The organism is Colwellia sp. BRX10-4 (assembly GCF_014077465.1).
GTDB lineage: Bacteria > Pseudomonadota > Gammaproteobacteria > Enterobacterales > Alteromonadaceae > Colwellia_A.
In genome coordinates this window covers 16,647-36,213 of record NZ_JACGVZ010000013.1, presented here as the reverse complement: position 1 = coordinate 36,213, position 19,567 = coordinate 16,647, and the positions used below count along the sequence as shown (strand labels likewise).

The 19,567-nt window shown below is 38.5% G+C and carries 16 protein-coding genes and 1 riboswitch; of the genes, 8 read left to right on the top strand and 8 right to left on the bottom strand.

What is annotated here, in order from left to right; genetic code table 11:
• Positions 1-19 precede the first annotated feature (19 nt).
• Positions 20-982, top strand: a complete 963-nt coding sequence (gene tal / locus H4J67_RS11570; RefSeq protein ID WP_182172335.1) for a transaldolase — start codon at positions 20-22, stop codon at positions 980-982.
• A 62-nt stretch (positions 983-1,044) separates the two neighbouring features.
• Complete coding sequence (gene pgi / locus H4J67_RS11565; RefSeq protein ID WP_182172338.1) at positions 1,045-2,697, top strand: glucose-6-phosphate isomerase; 1,653 nt, start codon at positions 1,045-1,047, stop codon at positions 2,695-2,697.
• Positions 2,698-2,900: 203 nt separating this feature from the next.
• Here pgi and H4J67_RS11560 read toward each other — a convergent pair whose 3' ends face one another.
• A complete protein-coding gene (locus tag H4J67_RS11560) occupies positions 2,901-4,112 on the bottom strand; it encodes a phosphopentomutase (RefSeq protein WP_182172341.1) in 1,212 nt (403 codons plus the stop codon).
• Positions 4,113-4,215: 103 nt separating this feature from the next.
• Positions 4,216-5,532, bottom strand: a complete 1,317-nt coding sequence (gene deoA / locus H4J67_RS11555; protein WP_182172344.1) for a thymidine phosphorylase — start codon at positions 5,530-5,532, stop codon at positions 4,216-4,218.
• Positions 5,533-5,804: 272 nt separating this feature from the next.
• On the opposite strand from deoA, the gene H4J67_RS11550 reads away from it, so the two are divergent.
• Positions 5,805-6,425 (top strand): hypothetical protein, encoded by a 621-nt coding sequence (locus H4J67_RS11550; RefSeq protein WP_070376823.1) that lies wholly within the window; start codon positions 5,805-5,807, stop codon positions 6,423-6,425.
• 105 nt (positions 6,426-6,530) lie between these two features.
• Here the strand turns inward: H4J67_RS11550 and H4J67_RS11545 are convergent, their stop codons facing one another.
• Positions 6,531-6,710 carry a DUF6435 family protein gene (locus H4J67_RS11545; RefSeq protein WP_182172347.1) on the bottom strand — a complete coding sequence of 60 codons (180 nt, stop codon included), beginning with the start codon at positions 6,708-6,710 and terminating at the stop codon, positions 6,531-6,533.
• Positions 6,711-7,346: 636 nt separating this feature from the next.
• Between H4J67_RS11545 and H4J67_RS11540 the strand changes: the two genes are divergently transcribed.
• From H4J67_RS11540 to lysC, 3 genes are all read left to right on the top strand, one after another.
• Complete coding sequence (locus H4J67_RS11540; protein WP_182203810.1) at positions 7,347-7,631, top strand: hypothetical protein; 285 nt, start codon at positions 7,347-7,349, stop codon at positions 7,629-7,631.
• A gap of 60 nt (positions 7,632-7,691) precedes the next feature.
• On the top strand, positions 7,692-8,099 hold the full coding sequence (locus H4J67_RS11535; RefSeq protein ID WP_182203808.1) for a GNAT family N-acetyltransferase: 408 nt from the start codon (positions 7,692-7,694) through the stop codon (positions 8,097-8,099).
• A gap of 165 nt (positions 8,100-8,264) precedes the next feature.
• Positions 8,265-8,463: riboswitch (Lysine riboswitch) on the top strand.
• A 111-nt stretch (positions 8,464-8,574) separates the two neighbouring features.
• The gene (gene lysC / locus H4J67_RS11530) at positions 8,575-9,927 is read left to right on the top strand and encodes a lysine-sensitive aspartokinase 3 (RefSeq protein WP_182203806.1); all 1,353 of its coding nucleotides are present in this window, start codon (positions 8,575-8,577) and stop codon (positions 9,925-9,927) included.
• Positions 9,928-10,001: 74 nt separating this feature from the next.
• On the opposite strand, the gene queC is transcribed toward lysC, so the two are convergent.
• Positions 10,002-10,661: a 7-cyano-7-deazaguanine synthase QueC gene (queC, locus tag H4J67_RS11525; protein WP_182203805.1), complete on the bottom strand. Its 660-nt coding sequence runs from the start codon at positions 10,659-10,661 to the stop codon at positions 10,002-10,004.
• Positions 10,662-10,740: 79 nt separating this feature from the next.
• Between queC and queE the strand changes: the two genes are divergently transcribed.
• Positions 10,741-11,415 (top strand): 7-carboxy-7-deazaguanine synthase QueE, encoded by a 675-nt coding sequence (gene queE, locus H4J67_RS11520; protein WP_182203803.1) that lies wholly within the window; start codon positions 10,741-10,743, stop codon positions 11,413-11,415.
• Between the two features lie 4 nt (positions 11,416-11,419).
• Here the strand turns inward: queE and pdsS are convergent, their stop codons facing one another.
• Together pdsS and pdsR are read right to left on the bottom strand one after the other, a co-directional pair.
• The gene (pdsS, locus tag H4J67_RS11515; protein WP_182203801.1) at positions 11,420-13,615 is read right to left on the bottom strand and encodes a proteobacterial dedicated sortase system histidine kinase; all 2,196 of its coding nucleotides are present in this window, start codon (positions 13,613-13,615) and stop codon (positions 11,420-11,422) included.
• Positions 13,605-14,303 carry a proteobacterial dedicated sortase system response regulator gene (gene pdsR, locus H4J67_RS11510; protein ID WP_182203800.1) on the bottom strand — a complete coding sequence of 233 codons (699 nt, stop codon included), beginning with the start codon at positions 14,301-14,303 and terminating at the stop codon, positions 13,605-13,607. The genes pdsS and pdsR overlap by 11 nt, the downstream gene beginning before the upstream one ends.
• Positions 14,304-14,499: 196 nt before the next feature.
• Here pdsR and pdsO point away from each other — a divergent pair, with 196 nt between their 5' ends.
• Positions 14,500-15,300: a sortase-associated OmpA-like protein PdsO gene (gene pdsO / locus H4J67_RS11505; protein ID WP_182203798.1), complete on the top strand. Its 801-nt coding sequence runs from the start codon at positions 14,500-14,502 to the stop codon at positions 15,298-15,300.
• 177 nt (positions 15,301-15,477) lie between these two features.
• Here the strand turns inward: pdsO and H4J67_RS11500 are convergent, their stop codons facing one another.
• A complete protein-coding gene (locus H4J67_RS11500) occupies positions 15,478-17,286 on the bottom strand; it encodes an alpha-amylase family glycosyl hydrolase (protein ID WP_182203796.1) in 1,809 nt (602 codons plus the stop codon).
• Positions 17,287-17,336: 50 nt separating this feature from the next.
• A complete protein-coding gene (gene malQ, locus H4J67_RS11495; protein WP_182203795.1) occupies positions 17,337-19,517 on the bottom strand; it encodes a 4-alpha-glucanotransferase in 2,181 nt (726 codons plus the stop codon).
• Positions 19,518-19,567: the final 50 nt, after the last annotated feature.

The window sequence follows — 19,567 nt, the reverse complement described above, 5'->3', positions numbered from 1 at the left end:
CTTTTTAACAGGAATTATTATGCAAGCACAACTATCTCAACTCGAACAATTAAAAACCATGACAACAGTCGTTGCTGATACGGGGGATATTGAAGCCATAGCAAAATTTTCACCAATGGATGCGACGACTAATCCTTCATTATTATTAAAAGCTGCTGCTATACCTGCTTATCAAAAATTACTGACAGAAGCTGTTAAATGGGCAAAAAGTCAGACTAAAGACAAAGCCATTGAAGTCAGTCTTGCGGCTGATAAATTATCAGTATTAATTGGCTTAGAAATTTTAGCGATTGTACCCGGTCGTATTTCTACTGAAGTCGATGCACGTTTATCTTTTGATAAAGAAGCAAGTATTGTTAAGGCCCGTCAACTTATCGCTATGTATCAAGAAGCCGGTATTGGTAAAGAACGTATTCTGATAAAAATGGCGTCAACTTGGGAAGGTATTCAAGCGGCTAAACAACTTGAGCAAGAGGGAATTCAATGTAATTTAACCTTGTTATTTAGCTTTGCTCAAGCAAAAGCTTGTGCTGAAGCACAAGTGTATTTAATTTCACCCTTCGTTGGTCGAATTCTTGATTGGCACAAAAAAGATACCGGTCGTGATAGCTACTTAGCCAATGAAGATCCTGGGGTGATTTCTGTTACAGAAATTTTTAATTATTACAAACAGCATGACTACAATACTGTAGTGATGGGCGCAAGCTTTCGTAATATCGATGAAGTTATTGCCCTTGCTGGCTGTGATAGATTAACGATTAGTCCACCATTAATGAGTGAGTTATCCGATAATTATCAAGGTATAACACAGCAATTAATGCCAGCAACTCGTGTTCAAGATAAACCCGTAGCATTAACCGAAGCTGAGTTTCGCTGGGAAATGAATCAAGATGCGATGGCAACAGAGAAACTAGCAGAAGGTATTCGTAACTTTGCCATTGACCAGTGCAAGCTCGAAGTACAACTAAGCCAATTATTTTAAGATAACTTTAGGAAACCCTTCATGCTAATGGATACTTTTAACGACACTTTAGGACAACACTCATGTTAATGGATACTTTTAACGATAAGTGGCGAGAACTTCAACAACACTTGCTTGAGATAAAAAGTAGCCATTTACGTGACTTGTTTGCCAGTGATCCACTACGAGCAGAAAATTTATCGGTGAGTGCTTGTCGCTTAAATTTAGATTATTCAAAAAATCGCATTACTGAGAAAACGCGCGCTTTGTTAATCGAGTTAGCCGAATCAGCGCAATTAGCTGAAAAAAGAGAGGCGATGTTCGCTGGTGCGCCGATTAATAATACTGAGAACAGATCGGTATTACACACAGCTTTGCGACAACAAGACAGTACACCCGTACTTGTTGACAGAGTTGATATTATACCTCAAATCAAAGCGGTGCGTCTTAAGGTAGAAGCAGTCGTTAACCAAGTGCGTGACAAGAAATGGTTAGGTTATAGTGGTCAATCTATTACTGATGTCTTAAATCTAGGTATTGGTGGCTCTTTCTTAGGACCTAAAATAGTGACCACCGCATTAAAGCCTTATGTTGAAGGTGGGCCTAAACAGCATTTTGTGGCCAATATCGATGGAAATCATCTACATGATGTTTTAACTCATTTAAACCCTGAAACAACCTTAGTGTTGATTGCTTCAAAGTCTTTTAATACTCAGGAAACTCTGACGAATGCCGAGTCTACTCGCCAATGGTTTTATGACTATGGTGTTACGTTTGAGCAGCTCAACCGACACTTTATTGCCATATCATCAAATGTAACTAAAGCGGTCGAATTTGGCATTAATAGTGACAATGTTTTTCCGATGTGGGATTGGGTTGGGGGACGATATTCATTATGGTCAGCTATTGGCATGCCTATTGCGATGGCAATAGGTAATCAAGGATTTACTGAATTACTAAAAGGTGCAGCCGATCTTGATAAGCATTTTAAAGAGGCGCCGCTTGAGCAAAATTTACCGGTACTCATGGGGATGTTAGGCGTGTGGAACCATAACTTTTTTGGTTGTCAAACCCATGCTTTATTACCATACAGTCATTATTTACGTGGTTTTCCTGCGTATGTACAACAGATGGACATGGAGTCTAACGGTAAAAGCTGCCAGCTTAATAATGAAATTGTCAGCAGTACTACCGGTCCGGTTATTTGGGGCGCAGAAGGCACGAATGGTCAACATGCTTTTCATCAGTTATTACATCAAGGTACGTCAGTAGTACCGGTTGATTTTATTCAGCCATTAGTTGCTGAACATAATATGAACGGTCATCAAGATATGCTTGTCGCCAATTGTTTTGCACAAAGTAAAACGCTAATGCAAGGTAAAACTCATCAACAAGCCTATGATGAACTTGTCGCTTCAGGTATGGAAGAGGCATTAGCCAAAGTGATTGCTAAACATAAAGAAATGCCAGGGAATCGACCATCGAATACGTTAACCTTTGACCGATTAACACCTTACCAACTCGGGACGCTAATTGCTTTATATGAGCATAAAGTTTTTGTTCAAGGGGTTATTTGGAACTTAAATTCCTTCGACCAATGGGGTGTTGAGCTTGGGAAAATATTGGGTGATGATATCTTATCTCGCATTGGACAGCCTAATAATACTGAACTTTCAGACAGTTCGACAGAATTACTTCTTGCGCAATACCGAGATGCTAATAAATCATTGATGTAACATCAGGCCTTCTTTAAATACTCAATAAAAATCAATAACCGAGTAAGACTATGTATCAATAATAGTTTACTCGGTTTTTTTATTTAATCTGTCGATATCAGGCCGTGTTGTTAAATCTGTTGGCAAATTGACAAGCCAATTTATTGTTAGTAAATACGTTTATCAAGGGACCATTTAAGGTCCTTGAGTTAAGACTTCAATGTTTAAAATTTTAGTTCGTCTAAAAAAGACTGACCATAATCCATTGCGTCTAAGGTAAATAAACTGGCTAAAGTTTGTCCCAAATCGGCAAAACTATTGCGCTGGCCTAAGTTTATCGAATCGATATGATTGTGATAAGCGATAACTGGCACGAATTCACGCGTATGATCATTGCCCGGCCAAGTAGGATCACAACCGTGATCAGCGGTTAATAGCAGTAAGTCATCATCAGCTATTTGATCTAAAAACTCTGCTAAACGCTCATCGAAATATTCTAACGCTTCGCCAAACCCGACAGGGTCTCGTCGATGACCAAAGTCTTGATCAAAATTAACTAAATTGGTAAAAATAATACTCTTATCTGCTGCGGTTTTCATATGTGCGAGCGTTCCATCTAATAACGCAGGTAGTCCGGTTGCTTTAGTTTTGATGCTAATACCCTGATGCGCAAAAATATCAGCAATTTTACCGACACTTATTACCGTACCATCGGCTTGGGTTAATTTTTCTAATACGGTGGTCGCTGGAGGTAATACTGAATAATCTCTGCGATTACCGGTTCGCTCAAAATCGGCAGGAATTTCACCAATAAAAGGGCGAGCGATCACACGTCCTATATTTAACGGATCGAGTATGACCCGCACTTGTTGACAATATTTATAAAGGTTATCTAAGCCAAAGTGTTGTTCATGAGCGGCTACTTGGAAAACACTGTCGCCTGAGGTGTAACAAATAGGTAAACCTGTTTTTATATGTTGTTCACCTAAATTAGCGATAATATCGGTGCCAGAGGCATGGCAATTTCCTAACATATCAGCATAACCTGTGGCTTGGTTTATTTGTGCCATCAGTTCTGCTGAAAAGCTATTTTTCTTATCAGTAAAGTAAGTCCAATCAAATAACACCGGAACTCCTGCCATTTCCCAGTGGCCACTGGGGGTATCCTTACCGGTACTTATTTCAGCAGCGTAACCATAAGCCCCTTTAGTTGGCTCAACGGGCTCAACACAAAGTGTGCGACCTGACGCTTGTTGGCAAGCCTTAACTAAACCCAGCTTACTTAAATGAGGAAGCTTTAAAGGGCGTCCTTTAATTTCTTGAAATTTTTCGGCTAAATTTGCAAAGGTGTTGGCATTAACATCACCAAAAGCTTCTGCATCAGGGGCATGACCTAACCCAAAACCGTCAATGACCAAAATAATTGCTCTCGACATAATTGTTCTCATTTTATAAATTTATTTAAAAGAAGGGGATAAAAACTTAAGGCGACCTTACAGTCGCCTTAATAATGGATTCATCTCAGTTGAGCATCAATAATTAGGTAATGAGTTGATGTATTACAGGTTCAACAATAACTGGCGCTACTGAAATCTCAACCGCATTTAAGTATTGTTTAATCGCTTGAGTTGCTTGTGCGTCATCTTTGGCATGAACAATAGCAATGATGTCGCCTTCAGCGACTTTCGTGCCTTTTGGTTTAATATCACTAAAGCCGACACTGTAATCTAAGCTTTGATTATGGTCGACACGACCACCACCCATTTCTACTAATGCCATACCTATAGCACGAGTATCCATAATGCCAATGTAACCAGCTTTTGAGGCGACGATGTTTTTAGTCATATTAGCTTTAGGTAGTAAACTTTCACTGTGGGTTAATAAATCAGCTGGGCCACCCATCGCGGTGATCATTTTGCCAAATATTTCAGCGGCTTTACCTGATGTTAATGCCTCTTCGGCTAACGTTGTCGCTTGTTCAATATCACTGGCTATTTTACTGGTTAATAACATTCTAGCAGCGAGGGCTATGGTGACTTCATGCAACCTTGGCTCACGATATTTTCCAGTCAAATAGTCAATAGTTTCTTGTATTTCAAGTGCATTACCCACTGTGGTACCTAGCGGCTGATTCATATCAGTGATTAATGCTTGTGTCGGTGTTCCTGCGCCATTGGCGACTGAGACAATTGAATGAGCTAATGCTTGAGCTGATTCAATATCGGCCATCATCGCACCATTGCCTACTTTTACATCCATGACTAATGACTCGAGGCCAGCCGCTAATTTTTTTGATAAAATAGAAGCGGTGATCAATGGGATGGATTCTACTGTGCTCGTTACGTCACGAATTGAATAAAGGCGTTTGTCGGCTGGTGCTAAATCTTTGGTTTGTGAAATAATTGCTGTGCCTTGCTCCTTAACTGTTGCTTGGAACTCTGCAAGGCTAGGGCGAACATTAAAACCTGGGATGGCCTCTAATTTATCAACCGTACCACCAGTATGACCTAAACCTTGCCCTGCAATCATTGGCACATTAGCCCCACATGCTGCCACTATTGGGGCTAGCATTAAGCTTACTTTATCACCAACACCACCGGTTGAATGTTTATCTACGATGGGTTTGTCTAATTTATTATGCCAATCAACAACGGTACCCGAATCACGCATAGCCATGGTTAGATTAACAACTTCATCAGTTGTCATGCCATTAAGCCAAATTGCCATAGCCATTGAGCCAACTTGTGCATCGGTGAAATCACCTGTTTTAAGACCATCAACAAAGCATTGAATTTCATCTACAGTTAAAGCTTGTTTATTACGTTTTTGACGAATGATATTTTGAGGTAAGTGCATAGTGATCCCTTTAGATAATAATTGAGTTGAAAAGCATTAGGTAACAATTATGTAAACGTCCATACTTTTAAGTTTGTTAATTGGTTGCTAATAGCATAGCTATGTATTGCTTTTATTTAGTATTATAGTTGAGTCATAACTAGCTGTTAAATACATTTATTAGCCATATATTGTGTTTTCCTGACTCATGTGTCAAGATCTAATCGTGTTTTTCTGACCATTTGGTCAGATTATTATACTATCCCTGTTGTTTTACTAAAAAGAGTATTGTCATGTCCCTGTTAGAAGCCTTTGGTTATGTCGCAAGTGTGCTAATCGCCTTATCGTTAATGATGTCTAATATCAAGCGATTGCGTTGGATCAATCTATTTGGTGCTGCTGCCTTTAGTGTTTATGGGTACTTTATTGATGCCTACCCTGTTTTTATTTTAAACGGCTGGATTGCTTTGGTTGATGTCTACTATTTAATCCGTATATATCAAGAGAAAGATCAATTTGATTTAATTAAACTAAAATCGGTGGAATCATCTTTTTTCAACTTGTTAAAGGAACGTTACGGTAAAGATATCATTGGCTTATGTAAAAACTTTCAGTGGCAGCAACTTGATGATGCCGTGGTATTGTTATTGTTTAGGAACATGAAGCCCGTAGGATTATTTGCTTATCGGGAGTTAGATGAGGACGGTAAGGTTGAAGTGCTACTCGACTATATCATCCCCGAAGACCGAGATTTTAAAGCAGCAAAATTTATGTTCTCAGCTGAACAAAATCAACTAAGACAAGAAGGTATTAAACATTTAATCGTTGAACCATCAGATGATGCACATGAACTTTACTTGAGAAGGGTTGGCTTTACCAAAAAGGCTGATCATTACGAATTATTAATCAATTGAGTTTACTGAGGACTGCAAGCAGATAAACATTGATTTAAAAAGGCAAGCAATAAAATCCCGCCATCACCTTAAATGAATTGGCGGGATATGTTCGCTATTACCGCGTTAGTTCTTTTTTGAATCTTCTAAATCTTTAATTTGCACGGCTATTTTTTCAGCTTCAGCAGTGATCATCGAATATGATTTTATATCTCCATTTCTTTGCGAAAACATCGCTTGCTCAAGCTTAGCTTCATAGAGTTTGTTTAATTTTTTTATCGGGTCTTTTTTAAATATTCCAAACATTTTATTTACCATTAAGTTGGTTATTATTAATTATACGTATACAAATCGATTTTAGTTTTTATTATTTACATTTTTAATTAAAAACTTATTGTATCGTGCTACGTGTTGTAAAAATTTATTCTAATTATAAGAGGAAAAAATTGAAAAAAATAAATTCAGCTCAGAATGGTCCTTACTCCTGAATCAGTTTGACAGCTATGAAAAACATTCGCTTTATATAAAAATTATTGCCGTTATCGTTTTACTATTAGCCATTATATCGAATGTAATCATGATTCCTATCTTTTTAATCTTAGTTGTTTTATGGCTTTAAGATGCTGTTTGGAAGACATTTCAATCACGTATTGAGACACGGCTTTTATAGTTAGAAATATATATTTTAGCCGACAGTAGTGAAAATGTATGTCAATTTAACTGTGAATATCATAAAGTTAGCTTATCAGGTCTTGCCTTAATTAAAGAATATGCCTGTCAATCAATAAGACCTACTGTTGCATTTCCTCATGTAGTATTAATGTTCATCTTATTGGTTCAGCATATGTTGTAGGGTTTAGCTTATATTGATAAATCATTTATGATTTTAGATAACTATTGTTTTATTCGCGCTAATATTGCGTTATTTTTTGGATAATTATTATGAACTTAGACAAATCGACTAAACGTATTGATAAAAGAGTTAAGAAAGGATTTCAAGGCTACCCACAAATTTCATTAGCTTATTTTGGTCAGTCAGCTGATTGTGCTACTGAAGTTGTGGTTGGTTTTATTGCCGCTGAAGGTGATGCTCCACAAGAGCAAAAATTTACCAGTAAAGTTGATGCGAGAAAAGATGAAACTATTCAAACAACACTATTAAAAGTTATTGAACGTGCTGATGCAAAAACAGTGGTAGAAGTTGCGGGTGTTACCCTTATTAAATAATGTTGCTGGCTAATTACTGTCTGTTAATAGGTCAGTGAATATTGGGTTTAAAAATTAAAGATGACCATAATTTACAGCTTTTCTGATGACCATATAAAGCAAGTTCACCAACTTTATAAAAGTGTATGGTGGGGTAAAGAACGCTCACTCGAAGACACTCAAAATTGTATTCGTGGTTCTCAAATTTGTATTGGTATTCTCGATGAAGACAATAAGCTCATTGGTTTTACGCGAATTCTCAGCGACTTTATCTACAAAGCAATCATCTTTGATGTGATTGTAAGCGTCTCTCATCGCGGTAATGGTACCGGTCAGCGATTGATAAGCCTGGTTAAAAACCATGATGAATTAGTCAAGGTAAAATATTTTGAATTATATTGCTTACCTGAACTGGAAAGCTTTTATAAAAATCTTGGCTTTTCAACGGATGTCGGTGGTATAAAATTAATGCGCTGCAGCAACCGTTAATTTTTGTATAAAAGTCTAGCCAAGCTTCAGCTGAACTTCGGGCAATGCTATTAAGCTATTATTTCTAAAAAAGATCGACTTAGCCTGTTGATTTATTATTACAGATAGGATTTAATCCGCTTGTCGGTTGTTAGAATAAATACTCAAATTGTATGTTTTTAATAATCAACCAGAAGAGGAGCATTAGCTAAGTAGATAACACGAAGAACCACCATTCTTTTGACTGTTATTGAGGGAGACTATTGCCGAGAGTAATTAGCGAGTGGCGTTATTTATTCGGTTACTAGGGCTGAATCCCTAGGATTGTCACCTCTAGTTAGTATATTAAGTGCTAATTAGATTATGGTGGAGAGCTTCTGGCTGAAAAGTTTAGTTTATCTTACCAAGAACACTTCTTAATTCAGCCATGCTCTTCCTTGAAGTTTATAAAGTTACCCTATAATTATTACTGGGGGCTTAATTAGGGAGACCTTAGATGTCATTATTACCTTTTACCGTTGCAAAATTTGGCGGCACAAGTCTAGCTGATCATCAAGCGATGTTGCGATGCGCTCAGATCATTAAAAACGATGCAAGTAATAAAGTTGTTGTCGTATCTGCAAGTTCAGGCGTTACTAATTTACTGGTTCGTTTAAGTCAAAAAGATGTATCTCAGCATGAACAATTAGCAATCGTTAGCAGTATTCGCGCTATCCAATTTAATATTACCCAACATTTAGCTGAAGAAACACAGCTAAACTTTCAAATTGATCAACTGCTAAATGAGTTAAGCGAGTTTTCTAACGCGCAATCACTTAACTATTGCCCACGCATAGCCGATGCAATTTTGTCATTTGGTGAACAAATGAGTTCATGTATCTTTGCACAAGTCCTTAAATCTGTTGGTGTTAATGGCGAAATGTTTGATGTTCGCCAAGTCATGAAAACCAACGCATTATACGGTAAAGCCGTTGTTAACCTTGAGTTGCTCGCTAATAATGCACAGCAACTTCTTACGCCTTTGCTGGTTGATAAAGTTATCGTTACCCAAGGCTTCATTGGTCAAGACGAAGACGGTCATACGACAACCCTAGGCCGTGGCGGTTCTGATTACAGTGCGGCACTTTTAGCCGAAGCGTTACATGCCGATAATCTTTCTATTTGGACTGATGTCGTCGGTATTTTTACCACAGACCCACGTATTACTGAGCATGCTCGTGCTATTAAAGAAATCAGTTTTGGTGAAGCGGCTGAAATGGCGACCTTTGGTGCAAAAATTCTTCATCCGGCAACACTTATTCCCGCGATGAGAAAGAATATTCCGGTTTTTGTTGGTTCAAGTAAGGAACCAGAGAAGGGCGGCACACGCATTCAACAGTTTGTTGAATCAAGCCCAATATATCGCTCAATTGCCTTACGTAGAGAGCAAACATTAGTAACGGTAAAGAGTCCAGCCATGCTACATGCTAGTGGTTTTCTTGCGCAAGTCTTTGGTATTTTAGCCAAACATGAACTGAGTGTTGATCTAATTACCACCAGTGAAATCAGTGTTGCGCTAACCTTTGATAATCCAACGGGTTCAACACAAGCGCTTTTAAACTCAACCGTTGTTGAAGAATTAGAGCAACTTTGTGAAGTGACCGTAGAGCACGGTTTATCGTTAATAGCGGTTATAGGAAATAAAATGCATCGCAGTAATGGCGTCGGTACCAGTATTTTTGAAACTATCTCAGGGATAAACGTACGGATGATTTGTCATGGCGCCAGTGAACATAACTTATGTTTCTTAGTCGATGAGAAACAAGCAAATGAGACCGTTGAAAAGCTACACAATGCCTTATTTTCATAAGCTTTAAGCATATTCTTTCTTTGGTCAGTAACGAAAAAAGATAAAACACCTTGTCGTGTTTTATCTTTTATTTATCACGATTCGTAACTTAACGGATCGGTAACATTATTATCACTAAAAGCTTCTAAACGCTCTTGGCAGGCACCACATTTTCCACAGGCTTTTTCACGGCCGTTATAACATGTCCAAGTATTATTATAGCTTAAGCCCATTCTTAATCCATCGGTTAAAATATCACTTTTAGTAACCGTTAAATAAGGGCTAAATATTTCTACTGACTCGTAGTTAGCTATTTTACACACCTCATTCATTTTCATTACAAATTCGGGACGACAATCAGGATATATTGCATGATCCCCTGAATGTGCGCCGTAATAAACTTGGCTAGCACCCACTGAAACGGCATAACCGACCGCAAGTGATAACAAAATCATGTTACGATTAGGAACAACCGTTGATTTCATACTTTCAGCTTCGTAATGACCTTCAGGAATATCAATATTATCAGTTAATGATGAACCAGCAAGTAATTGATTAATAGATGATATATCGATAATTTTATGGTTTACATCAAGTGATTGACAAACCGTACTGGCAAATTCAATTTCTTTGACATGACGCTGTCCGTAATCAAAAGTTAATGCGAACACTTCTTTGCCATCATGCAAGGCGCGATTAAGAACAGTGAATGAGTCCATGCCACCAGAATAAATAACAACAACTTTGTTTGTCATTTCTAAAGTCTCTTAGGGTATAATTAATATTGCGCATTTTACTTCAATTTACACCAGCAATAAACAGGCAAAAACCCCGATGACCGTAAAATACAAAATTAATGAATTATTTGAAACTATTCAAGGAGAGGGCGCTTTTACCGGTCAACCTTCAATTTTTATCCGTTTGCAAGGTTGCCCCGTTGCTTGCTCGTGGTGTGATACTAAGCATACTTGGGCAATAAACCTTGAAGATGAAGTAACATCGAATGCTATGTTAACAAAAGAAGTTGAATCTCAAACGTGGTCAGCGCTTACGGTTAAAGATATTTTAGCGATGATAACGGCAGAAGGTTATCAAGCCAAACACATCGTTATCACTGGCGGTGAGCCAGCGATGGTTGATTTACTCCCTCTGTGCCAAGCACTTGAAACCAATGGTTTTAGTTGTCAGTTAGAAACATCGGGTACTTTTGAAATACAGGTGACGGATAAGTGCTGGGTGACTGTTTCACCCAAAGTAAACATGAAGGGTGGCTACAAAATATTAAACTCAGCGATGTTACGTGCCAATGAAATTAAACATCCAGTGGCGACTGAGCAACATATAGACGACTTAAAAGCGTTATTAGCCGAACATAATATTGTTAACACTCAAGTTTATTTGCAACCGATTAGTCAAAAAGAAAGGGCAACAGCGTTAGCAATAAAAAGCTGTATTGAAAATAATTGGCGTTTATCCGTTCAAGTACATAAATATTTAGGTATAGAGTAAATAATTACTTTACCTGCAATGGCAAGGTAATCGACACCGTGACACCTTGCGGATTATGATGATTACTTGCCACGATATGCCCCTGATGAAATTCACAAATCAAGCGGGCAATATATAAGCCTAAGCCCAAATGAGGGGTCTTATCTTCTTTCATTTGCGGTGTTTCACGCATTGAAACCATAGAATCAAAAAGTCGCTCTTCCATCGTGTCGGGTAATAACGTGCCGTTATTGCTAACGTGAATGGCGATGTCTTTGTTTTTCAACGCTATCGTTATGAAAAGTTTATTATCATCACTAAACTCTACGGCATTAGTAACAACCTTATCTAATAATTGCGCTATATGCTCAGGCGATCCCGCCAACATTACTTTTTTATCTGAGGCCAAATACTCAATAGTAAAGTTAGGGTATATCTGCTGATATCCTTGTACACAACCATTAAGCACATCAAAGAGATTAAAACTGACCTTGTCAGTTTGATTGAGCATTTGTTCAAGACGAGTCGCTTCACTCATATTCGTTAATATATTGTTTAAGCGATTAATACCACTTTGGGCACGGTCAATGTAAGCGGTACTTTTATCAGGCAAGGCTTGTAAAGACAAATTTTCTAAGGACGTTCTAACAATCGCTATTGGGGTGCGGAGTTCATGAGAGAGTCGTGACGACATATTTTCTAAATAATGATTGTACTGGCTCAAACGATTTACCGCCGTTGAAAAACTGCGAGAGAGATCGCCAATTTCATCATTCGCTGTTGATACTTGCATACTCTCGGCTATCTCGTTATTGATTCGACCGTGTTCATCAATAGCAATTTCTGCCTGATTACGCAGTTGGCGAATGCGATTTGAGATACGTGACGCAAAAAAGAAAAAAGCGAAAGCACCCAATAACATAATCGCTAAAATTGACGTAAACAATTTCTCTAAGGCTTTATTTCGTACACTGAGAATGCCATTGGTTGTTTCTTCAACAATTACCGCACCGTTGACCTTATCGCTGATATAAATAGGGTATGCGGCTGATATGATTACCGCTTTTTTATCTGTGGTTAATCGCCATTGAGATTTTGGCGTCCCCGCAAGTGCGGCTTCAATATGTTCACCCGTTAGATTTTGCGTGTCGTAAAGACGGTCAATAAAATCATCTTGAGGTTTGTTGAGCAAATGTTGAAATAACGGTTGTAAATATTTTTGGGTCCAAGCATACCAAGAGCCATCGTCATCAGAGTTATTGATGTTTTTTTGCCATAAGCCACTGGCTTTTTTTATGTCGCCACTTTTTGCTAGCACGCGATGATGTTGATCAACCACCCAAATACGTGACTGCGTGTAACTCATGCCCTTTACTATGCGTTCAATTTCAGGTGATGGCACTAAAATGGTGCCTAAGGTTGCTGCACTACTTGGATCTGCACTGCCTATTATTGTTGTGGCTGCACTCAATGGCGCATCGACATCATGAATGGCAAAGGCTAAGCGGTCACTGATTTTAGTTAAAGGGATGCGCAGTTCAATATTATAACCTTGCTCGGTATTGCGCCATTGGCCCTGAATGAAGCTAACGGGCTTTGGAAATTGAAGCCGTTCATTACTTTCAAGATCATTAATGCGATAGGCAGCAAGCCAGCCCTGATTTTTATTACTGACTATAAAACGTTGAAAATTGGCATTAATATCGTTGAATGATAATTCCAGATGATCATTTTTGTTGATGGCTCGAGCATTTTCATCACGATAAATAACCGTATCGTCGATCACCTGAATAAAAAAGTATAAGTATTTGTCATATTTACCAACAGCGGCACTGAAATGATTAGTGAGCTTATCAACGCTTAATTGCTGACCAAGCTGGTTATTAACCCCATAATAGTGGGCTTTTTCTTGAAAACTTGGCCAGTCGTTGGGTAAACCGTCCAGATTTATCGCTTGGGATAACTGATAACCGTAAAGGTCTTTACCTTTTTCAACATCAGGTAAAAAACTGGCTTGGTTATTAAAAAGGTTAGGGCGTTCATGCAACGAAGTCGCGAGGGCTCTTGCTGTTCCTATGATTGTTTGTTCTTGACCAAAGCGTAAATACTTTTCCATTTCCCATACGTATTGATAACCAAACCAGGGAATGGCAAAGAGAAAACTAGACAGGAGTAAAAGCTTAGTTCGTAAGCCAAAACGAAAATTGAGCTTATTTTTCATCTTTGTTCCAACGATAGCCCATGCCATAAACTGTTTCTATGCAGTTAAAGTCTTTATCTATTTGGTTAAATTTTTTACGAATGCGTTTTACATGGGAAGTAATGGTACTGTCATCGACATAGATGTTGGAGTCTTTCATCAGTTGTTGACGGTTCTTCACATGTCCGGGGTTTTTAGCTAAGGCAAAGACCATCCAAAACTCGGTGATCGTTAAATCAACACTTTGTTCCTGCCAAACAATGCTCATTCGTTGATTGTCGATAGTTAGCGGCCCTAATGTGAGTAAACTACTTTCAGCCGTTGGCTGCTTTAGTGCTTCTTGGCGACGAAAGAGTGCTGCAATGCGCGCTGATAAATGTGGCAGGCTAATATCTTTAGTTAAATAATCGTCAGCACCAATACGCAATCCTGACACCGTATCAACATCATTATCACGCGCAGTTAAAAAAATAATAGGCAAGGTCGTTGATATATTCCTAAGCCATTGGCATAGGGTAAAACCGCCGTCATATTCTTGTTCTAAGCCAATATCTAATATCACAAGGTGGGGCAAACTTATTGCAAAGGCCTTACAAGCGCTTTCTCTATTAGCAAAGGTCTGCACTTGATAACCTTGAACGCGCAGCACATCCGCATAGTTTTCTCTTATAGCGGCTTCATCTTCGACTATGGCAATTCGTTTTAACACTTTATACGACTCTATTGGTTAACTTGTTTTAAGGCACTATATAAGAGTTTTTTTATAAATGCGCGCAATTGTTGTAATTGCCACATTGTTGCCACATTTGCTCATTACTTTGCCTTTTTTGTGTCGTTTCAAAGCCTATTTTTCTTGTTTTAATTACCTCGTCAACAAAAAACACCTTAATCATTTAGGAATTAATATGAAAAAAATTAACAGTAAATTAAACCCAGCGAAACTTTTCTTAATCACAGCGCTTATTGCTGCACCAACATTAAGTCACTCCGCTTACGCCTTTGAAAAGTCAAACTTAACAGCAAGCGATTCGGTGGAACTGAGTGACAGAGATAAAGAAAGTATTGGCTTAGGTAGCGGCATGATCATTGGCGCGATATTTGGTGGTCCTATTGGCGCTATTTTAGTGGGAGCGACCGGAACACTTATTGCGAAAACACAAAACGACAAAGAAAACTTGAGTGAACTACAGGCATCATTGAAAAAGCAAGAGCATGATTATTTGCAGGCTGCAAACGAGTTCCGTCGCAATTTACAACGCTCTGAACAAAATCATCAATTAGAATTATTGGTTTTAGAACAAAACTTTGATAAAAAATACCAAAATGCCAATCAACTGCAGGCTGAAAATTTACTGATGAGTTTACAATTTTCAACTGGCTCTAGTGACTTACAGCCGCACTATAAAAGTCAAATCGTTGCTTTGGCAGAAATGTTACAACAATCGCCAAAACTCTTTATCGATTTATCGGGTTATACCGATAAACAAGGTAATAAAAAATTAAACCAAGCGCTCTCTATTGCTCGTGTTAACACCGTTAAAAATGCCCTAATTGATCAAGGCGTTAAAGCAGAACGCATTAAATTGTTTGCTTTTGGTGAGCAAGCGCCGGTAGTGGCTAACACTCAACAAGAAGTCAGTTTTTATGACCGACGTGTAGTCATAAAGCTGCACAGTAACACCGAGCAAGTGGCTAATAATTATTAAGTGTTGGTATAAGTGAAGGTAAAGGTGTGTTCAATCATTTATTTAAATAAGATAAGGAGGTGAAACAGCAAATAATGAAATAGTTTACTAATTAAAGAATAAATAAATTAAAAACCAAGGACACTCCCATAACGCCTTGGTTTTTCTTTATCTGTACAAAAAACACTAAATCCTCAGCTACCTGACCTGATAAATTGCAAAGCTTAACGGGGGAACGGTTAATGTTCCACCGACAAACTCATCACTTTTAAAGGCTGGGTATATTTTTTCGCCATTTTTGAGGGTAAAGCCTAACGCGACAGACTTTTCTGTTTTTGCTGTATTAAAGACAATAACGATTTCTTCTTCGTCTTTAATTGTACGAGATACCGCAAAAACCCCCGGCTTATTATCAGCATTTATGAATTTTTGTTCGCCAAACCTAAGTGCTGGGTATTGATAATAGATATCCGCATACTCAGCAAATGTCTTATAAAATAGATGATTTTCATCAAAGTTGTCATCAGCGGTCGTTTTAATATTTGCGAGTAAATCATCATCGTTGTAGCTTTCTACCAAGGAGGGCATCATGTCTTGGCGAGAGTCTTTATCTCCGCCATCACCAACAAAACCTTGCTCGTCGCCATAATAGACAATTGGCACGCCACGCAGAAAGTAAACCATCGCATGGGCTAGCAAGGTGCGTTGAATAATCTCTGCTTCGCTATAATTGAAATCACTACTTTTCAACATGCCAGAAAAACGTCCCATGTCATGGTTACCGGTAAAGTTAAGCAACTGATTGGCATTACTGTCACTGTCATTATAGTAAGGATCACTCTCGAACACCTCAACGAGTTTATGTGTTCCTTGCTGTTTAATAAGGGTGTCTTGTAAAGCAAACTGTAAGGAAAAATCAAGTACAGACTGCATTTTACCTACTGTGGTATAAGCACTTAATTCTTTAACATCGCCACTATATACTTCACCAAACATAAAAAATTCTGGAATACCTATCGCTTTTGCGTGGTCAACAAGCGCAGGGGCAAATTCTGCCCAAAACTCTATATTGACGTGCTTTACGGTATCAATTCTAAAACCATCAGGTTTAAATTCACTGATGACATTTTTGAATATTTTGGTCATGCCTGTAACCACTTCAGGTGAATTAGTATCAATATCATCTAAGCCACTAAAGTCGCCATATATTGAGTCTTCTCCTTCATAGGTTGTATCTCCTTGGTTGTGATAATATTTTTTATCATTTAACCAAGCGGGTGATTTAAGGTTTTCTTGGCCTTTTGGGATAATGGCTTGATAAGTATCCCCGGCTGCCACTTGAGCAAGTGTTTTATATAAACAGCCATCATTTTCTTTCATCAAATACTGTAAGCCATCTTCTCCGTGGCATTCAACATACTTAATAACATCAGCGGTGTGGTTAGTAATAATGTCAAAAAATACTTTTATATTTTCTTTATGTGCAGCATTAATGAAACGTTTTAAATCTTCATTACTGCCCAAATGTGGGTCAATTTCATTAAAGTCCAAGATCCAGTAACCATGATAACCCGAAGAATCACCTTGCATGGCCTGATTACGCATAATAGGTGTTAACCAAATAGCGCTAATACCCATACCTTTTAAATAAGGCAGTTTAGCTTGCAAACCTTGAATGTCACCGCCGTGATACATGCCTTTGTCGGCTTTATCAAAACCACCAGCAGATATTATGTCGGTCTTAGACCCTTGGTCATTATCAGTGTTGCCGTTATAAAAACGGTCTGGCATAACAAAGTAAAAAACCTCATCTTGTATATTTCTATTTAAATAAGGAGCTAAATCGTCAGCATTTTTAAGTGGTAAGGCTTTTACCTCACTTAAGCTGGCTGATTTTTCTGTGTTAATTGGCTTAGTTTCATTACAAGCGCTAATAAATAAGCTACTTAAGATAAGTAGCGCAATCTTTGATCTTTTCAATGTGAATGTACTATTTGTTATTATCATTATATTCTCATTCATTATGGTGTTCATTAAAGTCGACATTATGCCCAATATTAGTTTTTCGGCCTGGCTTTTTGCATCGCTTGTGCAAGCGATTTAACAGAATCTTTTTGCCAAAATTCAGTCATAGTTACTGGTAATTTTTGACGCCAGTTAGGGTGTTCATCGATAGTACCGGGAATGTTAACTTGTTCTACAATCTCTAAGGTATCTTCTAATGGAATAAGTTGGATATGGCTGTGTGCTTTCGCCATATACTTCTGTACGGCAATTGATAATTCAGTATTGATTATCGCCGGACTTTGTTGCGGCGCTTTTGTCACATCGATAACGTCTAAGTCTGCTAAGGCTGCAACTAATAAGCTACGGTCTTGTATTCGAGCCTCGCGCTCTTGTTGGCCCATTTCGTCTGATGGATATAGATTCAATATTTGTCGCCAATGTAAATCACGTCCAGTCCACCAACCGGTAAGGGTAGGTAAGTCATGTGTTGACACGGTTACCATAGATTGGGCTGGGTACAACTCAGGGCGTTTAAATAAACCCGACTCCCAACGCTCAAAAAATAGCACCTTGTATGATAGTAAACCAGCGGCTGCCATTATTTCACTAAAGCCATCGGGCACCGTCCCTAAGTCTTCGCCGATAACTACACAGTCATTAAGACGAGATTCAAGGGCAATAATGCGCAATATATCTTTAAAAGGAAAGGTAATATAAACACCTTGATCGGCTTTCATGCCAGGCGCTACCCAATATTGACGCATTAAACCTAAAATATGATCAATACGTAAAGCACCAGCATATTGCATATTACTGCGCAGTGCCTTTATTAAGGGTAAATATCCTTGTTGCTGCAGTGCTACGGGGTTAATTGGCGTTAGCCCCCAATCTTGCCCTAAGGTATTCATCGCATCGGGTGGAGCACCAACCGCTGCACCAGACACATAAACATCTTTATCAGACCAAACATCAACGCCTGAGCCGTCACAACCAACCGCAAGGTCTAGATATAAACCAATCGGCATACCAGTTTGTTCTGTTAATGCGGCAACATCAGTTAACTGGCGATGAGCTAGCCATTGCAAAAAGGCAAAGTAATCAAGACGTTTAGCATGCTGTTGTTGAAAAGCAGCGACTTGTGCTGAATGAGGTGATTGAAACTCACTCGGCCACATTTTCCAACCATAAGCATTAAAATCAATCTTTCTAAAATGCTCATATAAGGCGTCAAAGGTGGTTAACAGTAATAAATCATCGCCTTGCTCGGCTTTAAAGTCGCTGAACTCTTGGTAGGACTCGCTTACATTCTGGTCATTATTCGCTTGAATGAAGTCTTCAAATAGTAATTCAATAATTTCAAATTTAACATCAGCAACGCCAGGGTAATCGATAAGTTCAGTGTTTCGGACAAAGTTAACTTTTGCTTGAAATTCATCACTGTTAAAGCGAAGTTGAGCGGCCTTGCAGCTGGAAAAGTTAGGTACCTGAGTAACATCAATATACAAACTATTGAGAAAACAACGGCTGGTCGGGGAATAAGGGCTGCGATGTGCGGGATTATTTTGATACAAGGGATGCAACGGATTTAAACCTATGGCAGCAGCGCCTTGCTCGGCAGAATTTTTAACCAGTGTTTTTAAATCACCAAAATCGCCCATTCCCCAATTACTTTCACTTTTGAGTGAATATAACTGAGCAGCATATCCCCACATTTTTTCTGGTGAGGCTTCCTGTGGGCTATAACAAGTTTTAGGTGCAAAAATCAAATGACAACTTGCTGTTTGTTGGTCATAACTCAGATTAAGTTTATGATAACCTTGCGATAACAAAGGGAGTATTAAGGCAAACTTTCGATATTCTTTATCAGCAAGCTGATTTTTTTCTTGAAAAATTAACTCGCTGACCAACACTTCACCGGTTAAGGTTTCGCTTTGCTCAGTCGTTATCTGCCAAGCAACTTTTAAACTTTCATCTACCGGTAGGCTAATAATAATAGTGTGACTGTGTTCTTCAAGCTTAGCAATATGGACGCCAGGCAACATTTTACGCCAGCTATCTTCTTGTAAGGCGGTAATACTGTTATTAATAGTATGGTTATTAGACAGGTCATAACCCATAGCACAAAGTAGGCTATGCCTAGCACTTTCATTTACTGGAACTTGGTGCCCATAACTATCAGTGTAACTTCTGTGAAAGCCAACTAGGTCGGCAAGTTTTTCTATCAAATTCATAAGTTTAATACTCTATTCTTTTTGAGTGGCTAAAGGAATACTTTTGCCAA

Excerpts from the sequence above, each read along its gene's own strand:
- tal (WP_182172335.1), top strand. The coding sequence starts at position 20 with ATGCAAGCACAACTATCTCAACTCGAACAATTAAAAACCATGACAACA.
- pgi (WP_182172338.1), top strand. The coding sequence starts at position 1,045 with ATGTTAATGGATACTTTTAACGATAAGTGGCGAGAACTTCAACAACAC.
- H4J67_RS11560 (WP_182172341.1), bottom strand. The coding sequence starts at position 4,112 with ATGTCGAGAGCAATTATTTTGGTCATTGACGGTTTTGGGTTAGGTCAT.
- deoA (WP_182172344.1), bottom strand. The coding sequence starts at position 5,532 with ATGCACTTACCTCAAAATATCATTCGTCAAAAACGTAATAAACAAGCT.
- H4J67_RS11550 (WP_070376823.1), top strand. The coding sequence starts at position 5,805 with ATGTCCCTGTTAGAAGCCTTTGGTTATGTCGCAAGTGTGCTAATCGCC.
- H4J67_RS11545 (WP_182172347.1), bottom strand. The coding sequence starts at position 6,710 with ATGTTTGGAATATTTAAAAAAGACCCGATAAAAAAATTAAACAAACTC.
- H4J67_RS11540 (WP_182203810.1), top strand. The coding sequence starts at position 7,347 with ATGAACTTAGACAAATCGACTAAACGTATTGATAAAAGAGTTAAGAAA.
- H4J67_RS11535 (WP_182203808.1), top strand. The coding sequence starts at position 7,692 with ATGACCATAATTTACAGCTTTTCTGATGACCATATAAAGCAAGTTCAC.
- lysC (WP_182203806.1), top strand. The coding sequence starts at position 8,575 with ATGTCATTATTACCTTTTACCGTTGCAAAATTTGGCGGCACAAGTCTA.
- queC (WP_182203805.1), bottom strand. The coding sequence starts at position 10,661 with ATGACAAACAAAGTTGTTGTTATTTATTCTGGTGGCATGGACTCATTC.
- queE (WP_182203803.1), top strand. The coding sequence starts at position 10,741 with ATGACCGTAAAATACAAAATTAATGAATTATTTGAAACTATTCAAGGA.
- pdsS (WP_182203801.1), bottom strand. The coding sequence starts at position 13,615 with ATGAAAAATAAGCTCAATTTTCGTTTTGGCTTACGAACTAAGCTTTTA.
- pdsO (WP_182203798.1), top strand. The coding sequence starts at position 14,500 with ATGAAAAAAATTAACAGTAAATTAAACCCAGCGAAACTTTTCTTAATC.
- H4J67_RS11500 (WP_182203796.1), bottom strand. The coding sequence starts at position 17,286 with ATGATAATAACAAATAGTACATTCACATTGAAAAGATCAAAGATTGCG.
- malQ (WP_182203795.1), bottom strand. The coding sequence starts at position 19,517 with ATGAATTTGATAGAAAAACTTGCCGACCTAGTTGGCTTTCACAGAAGT.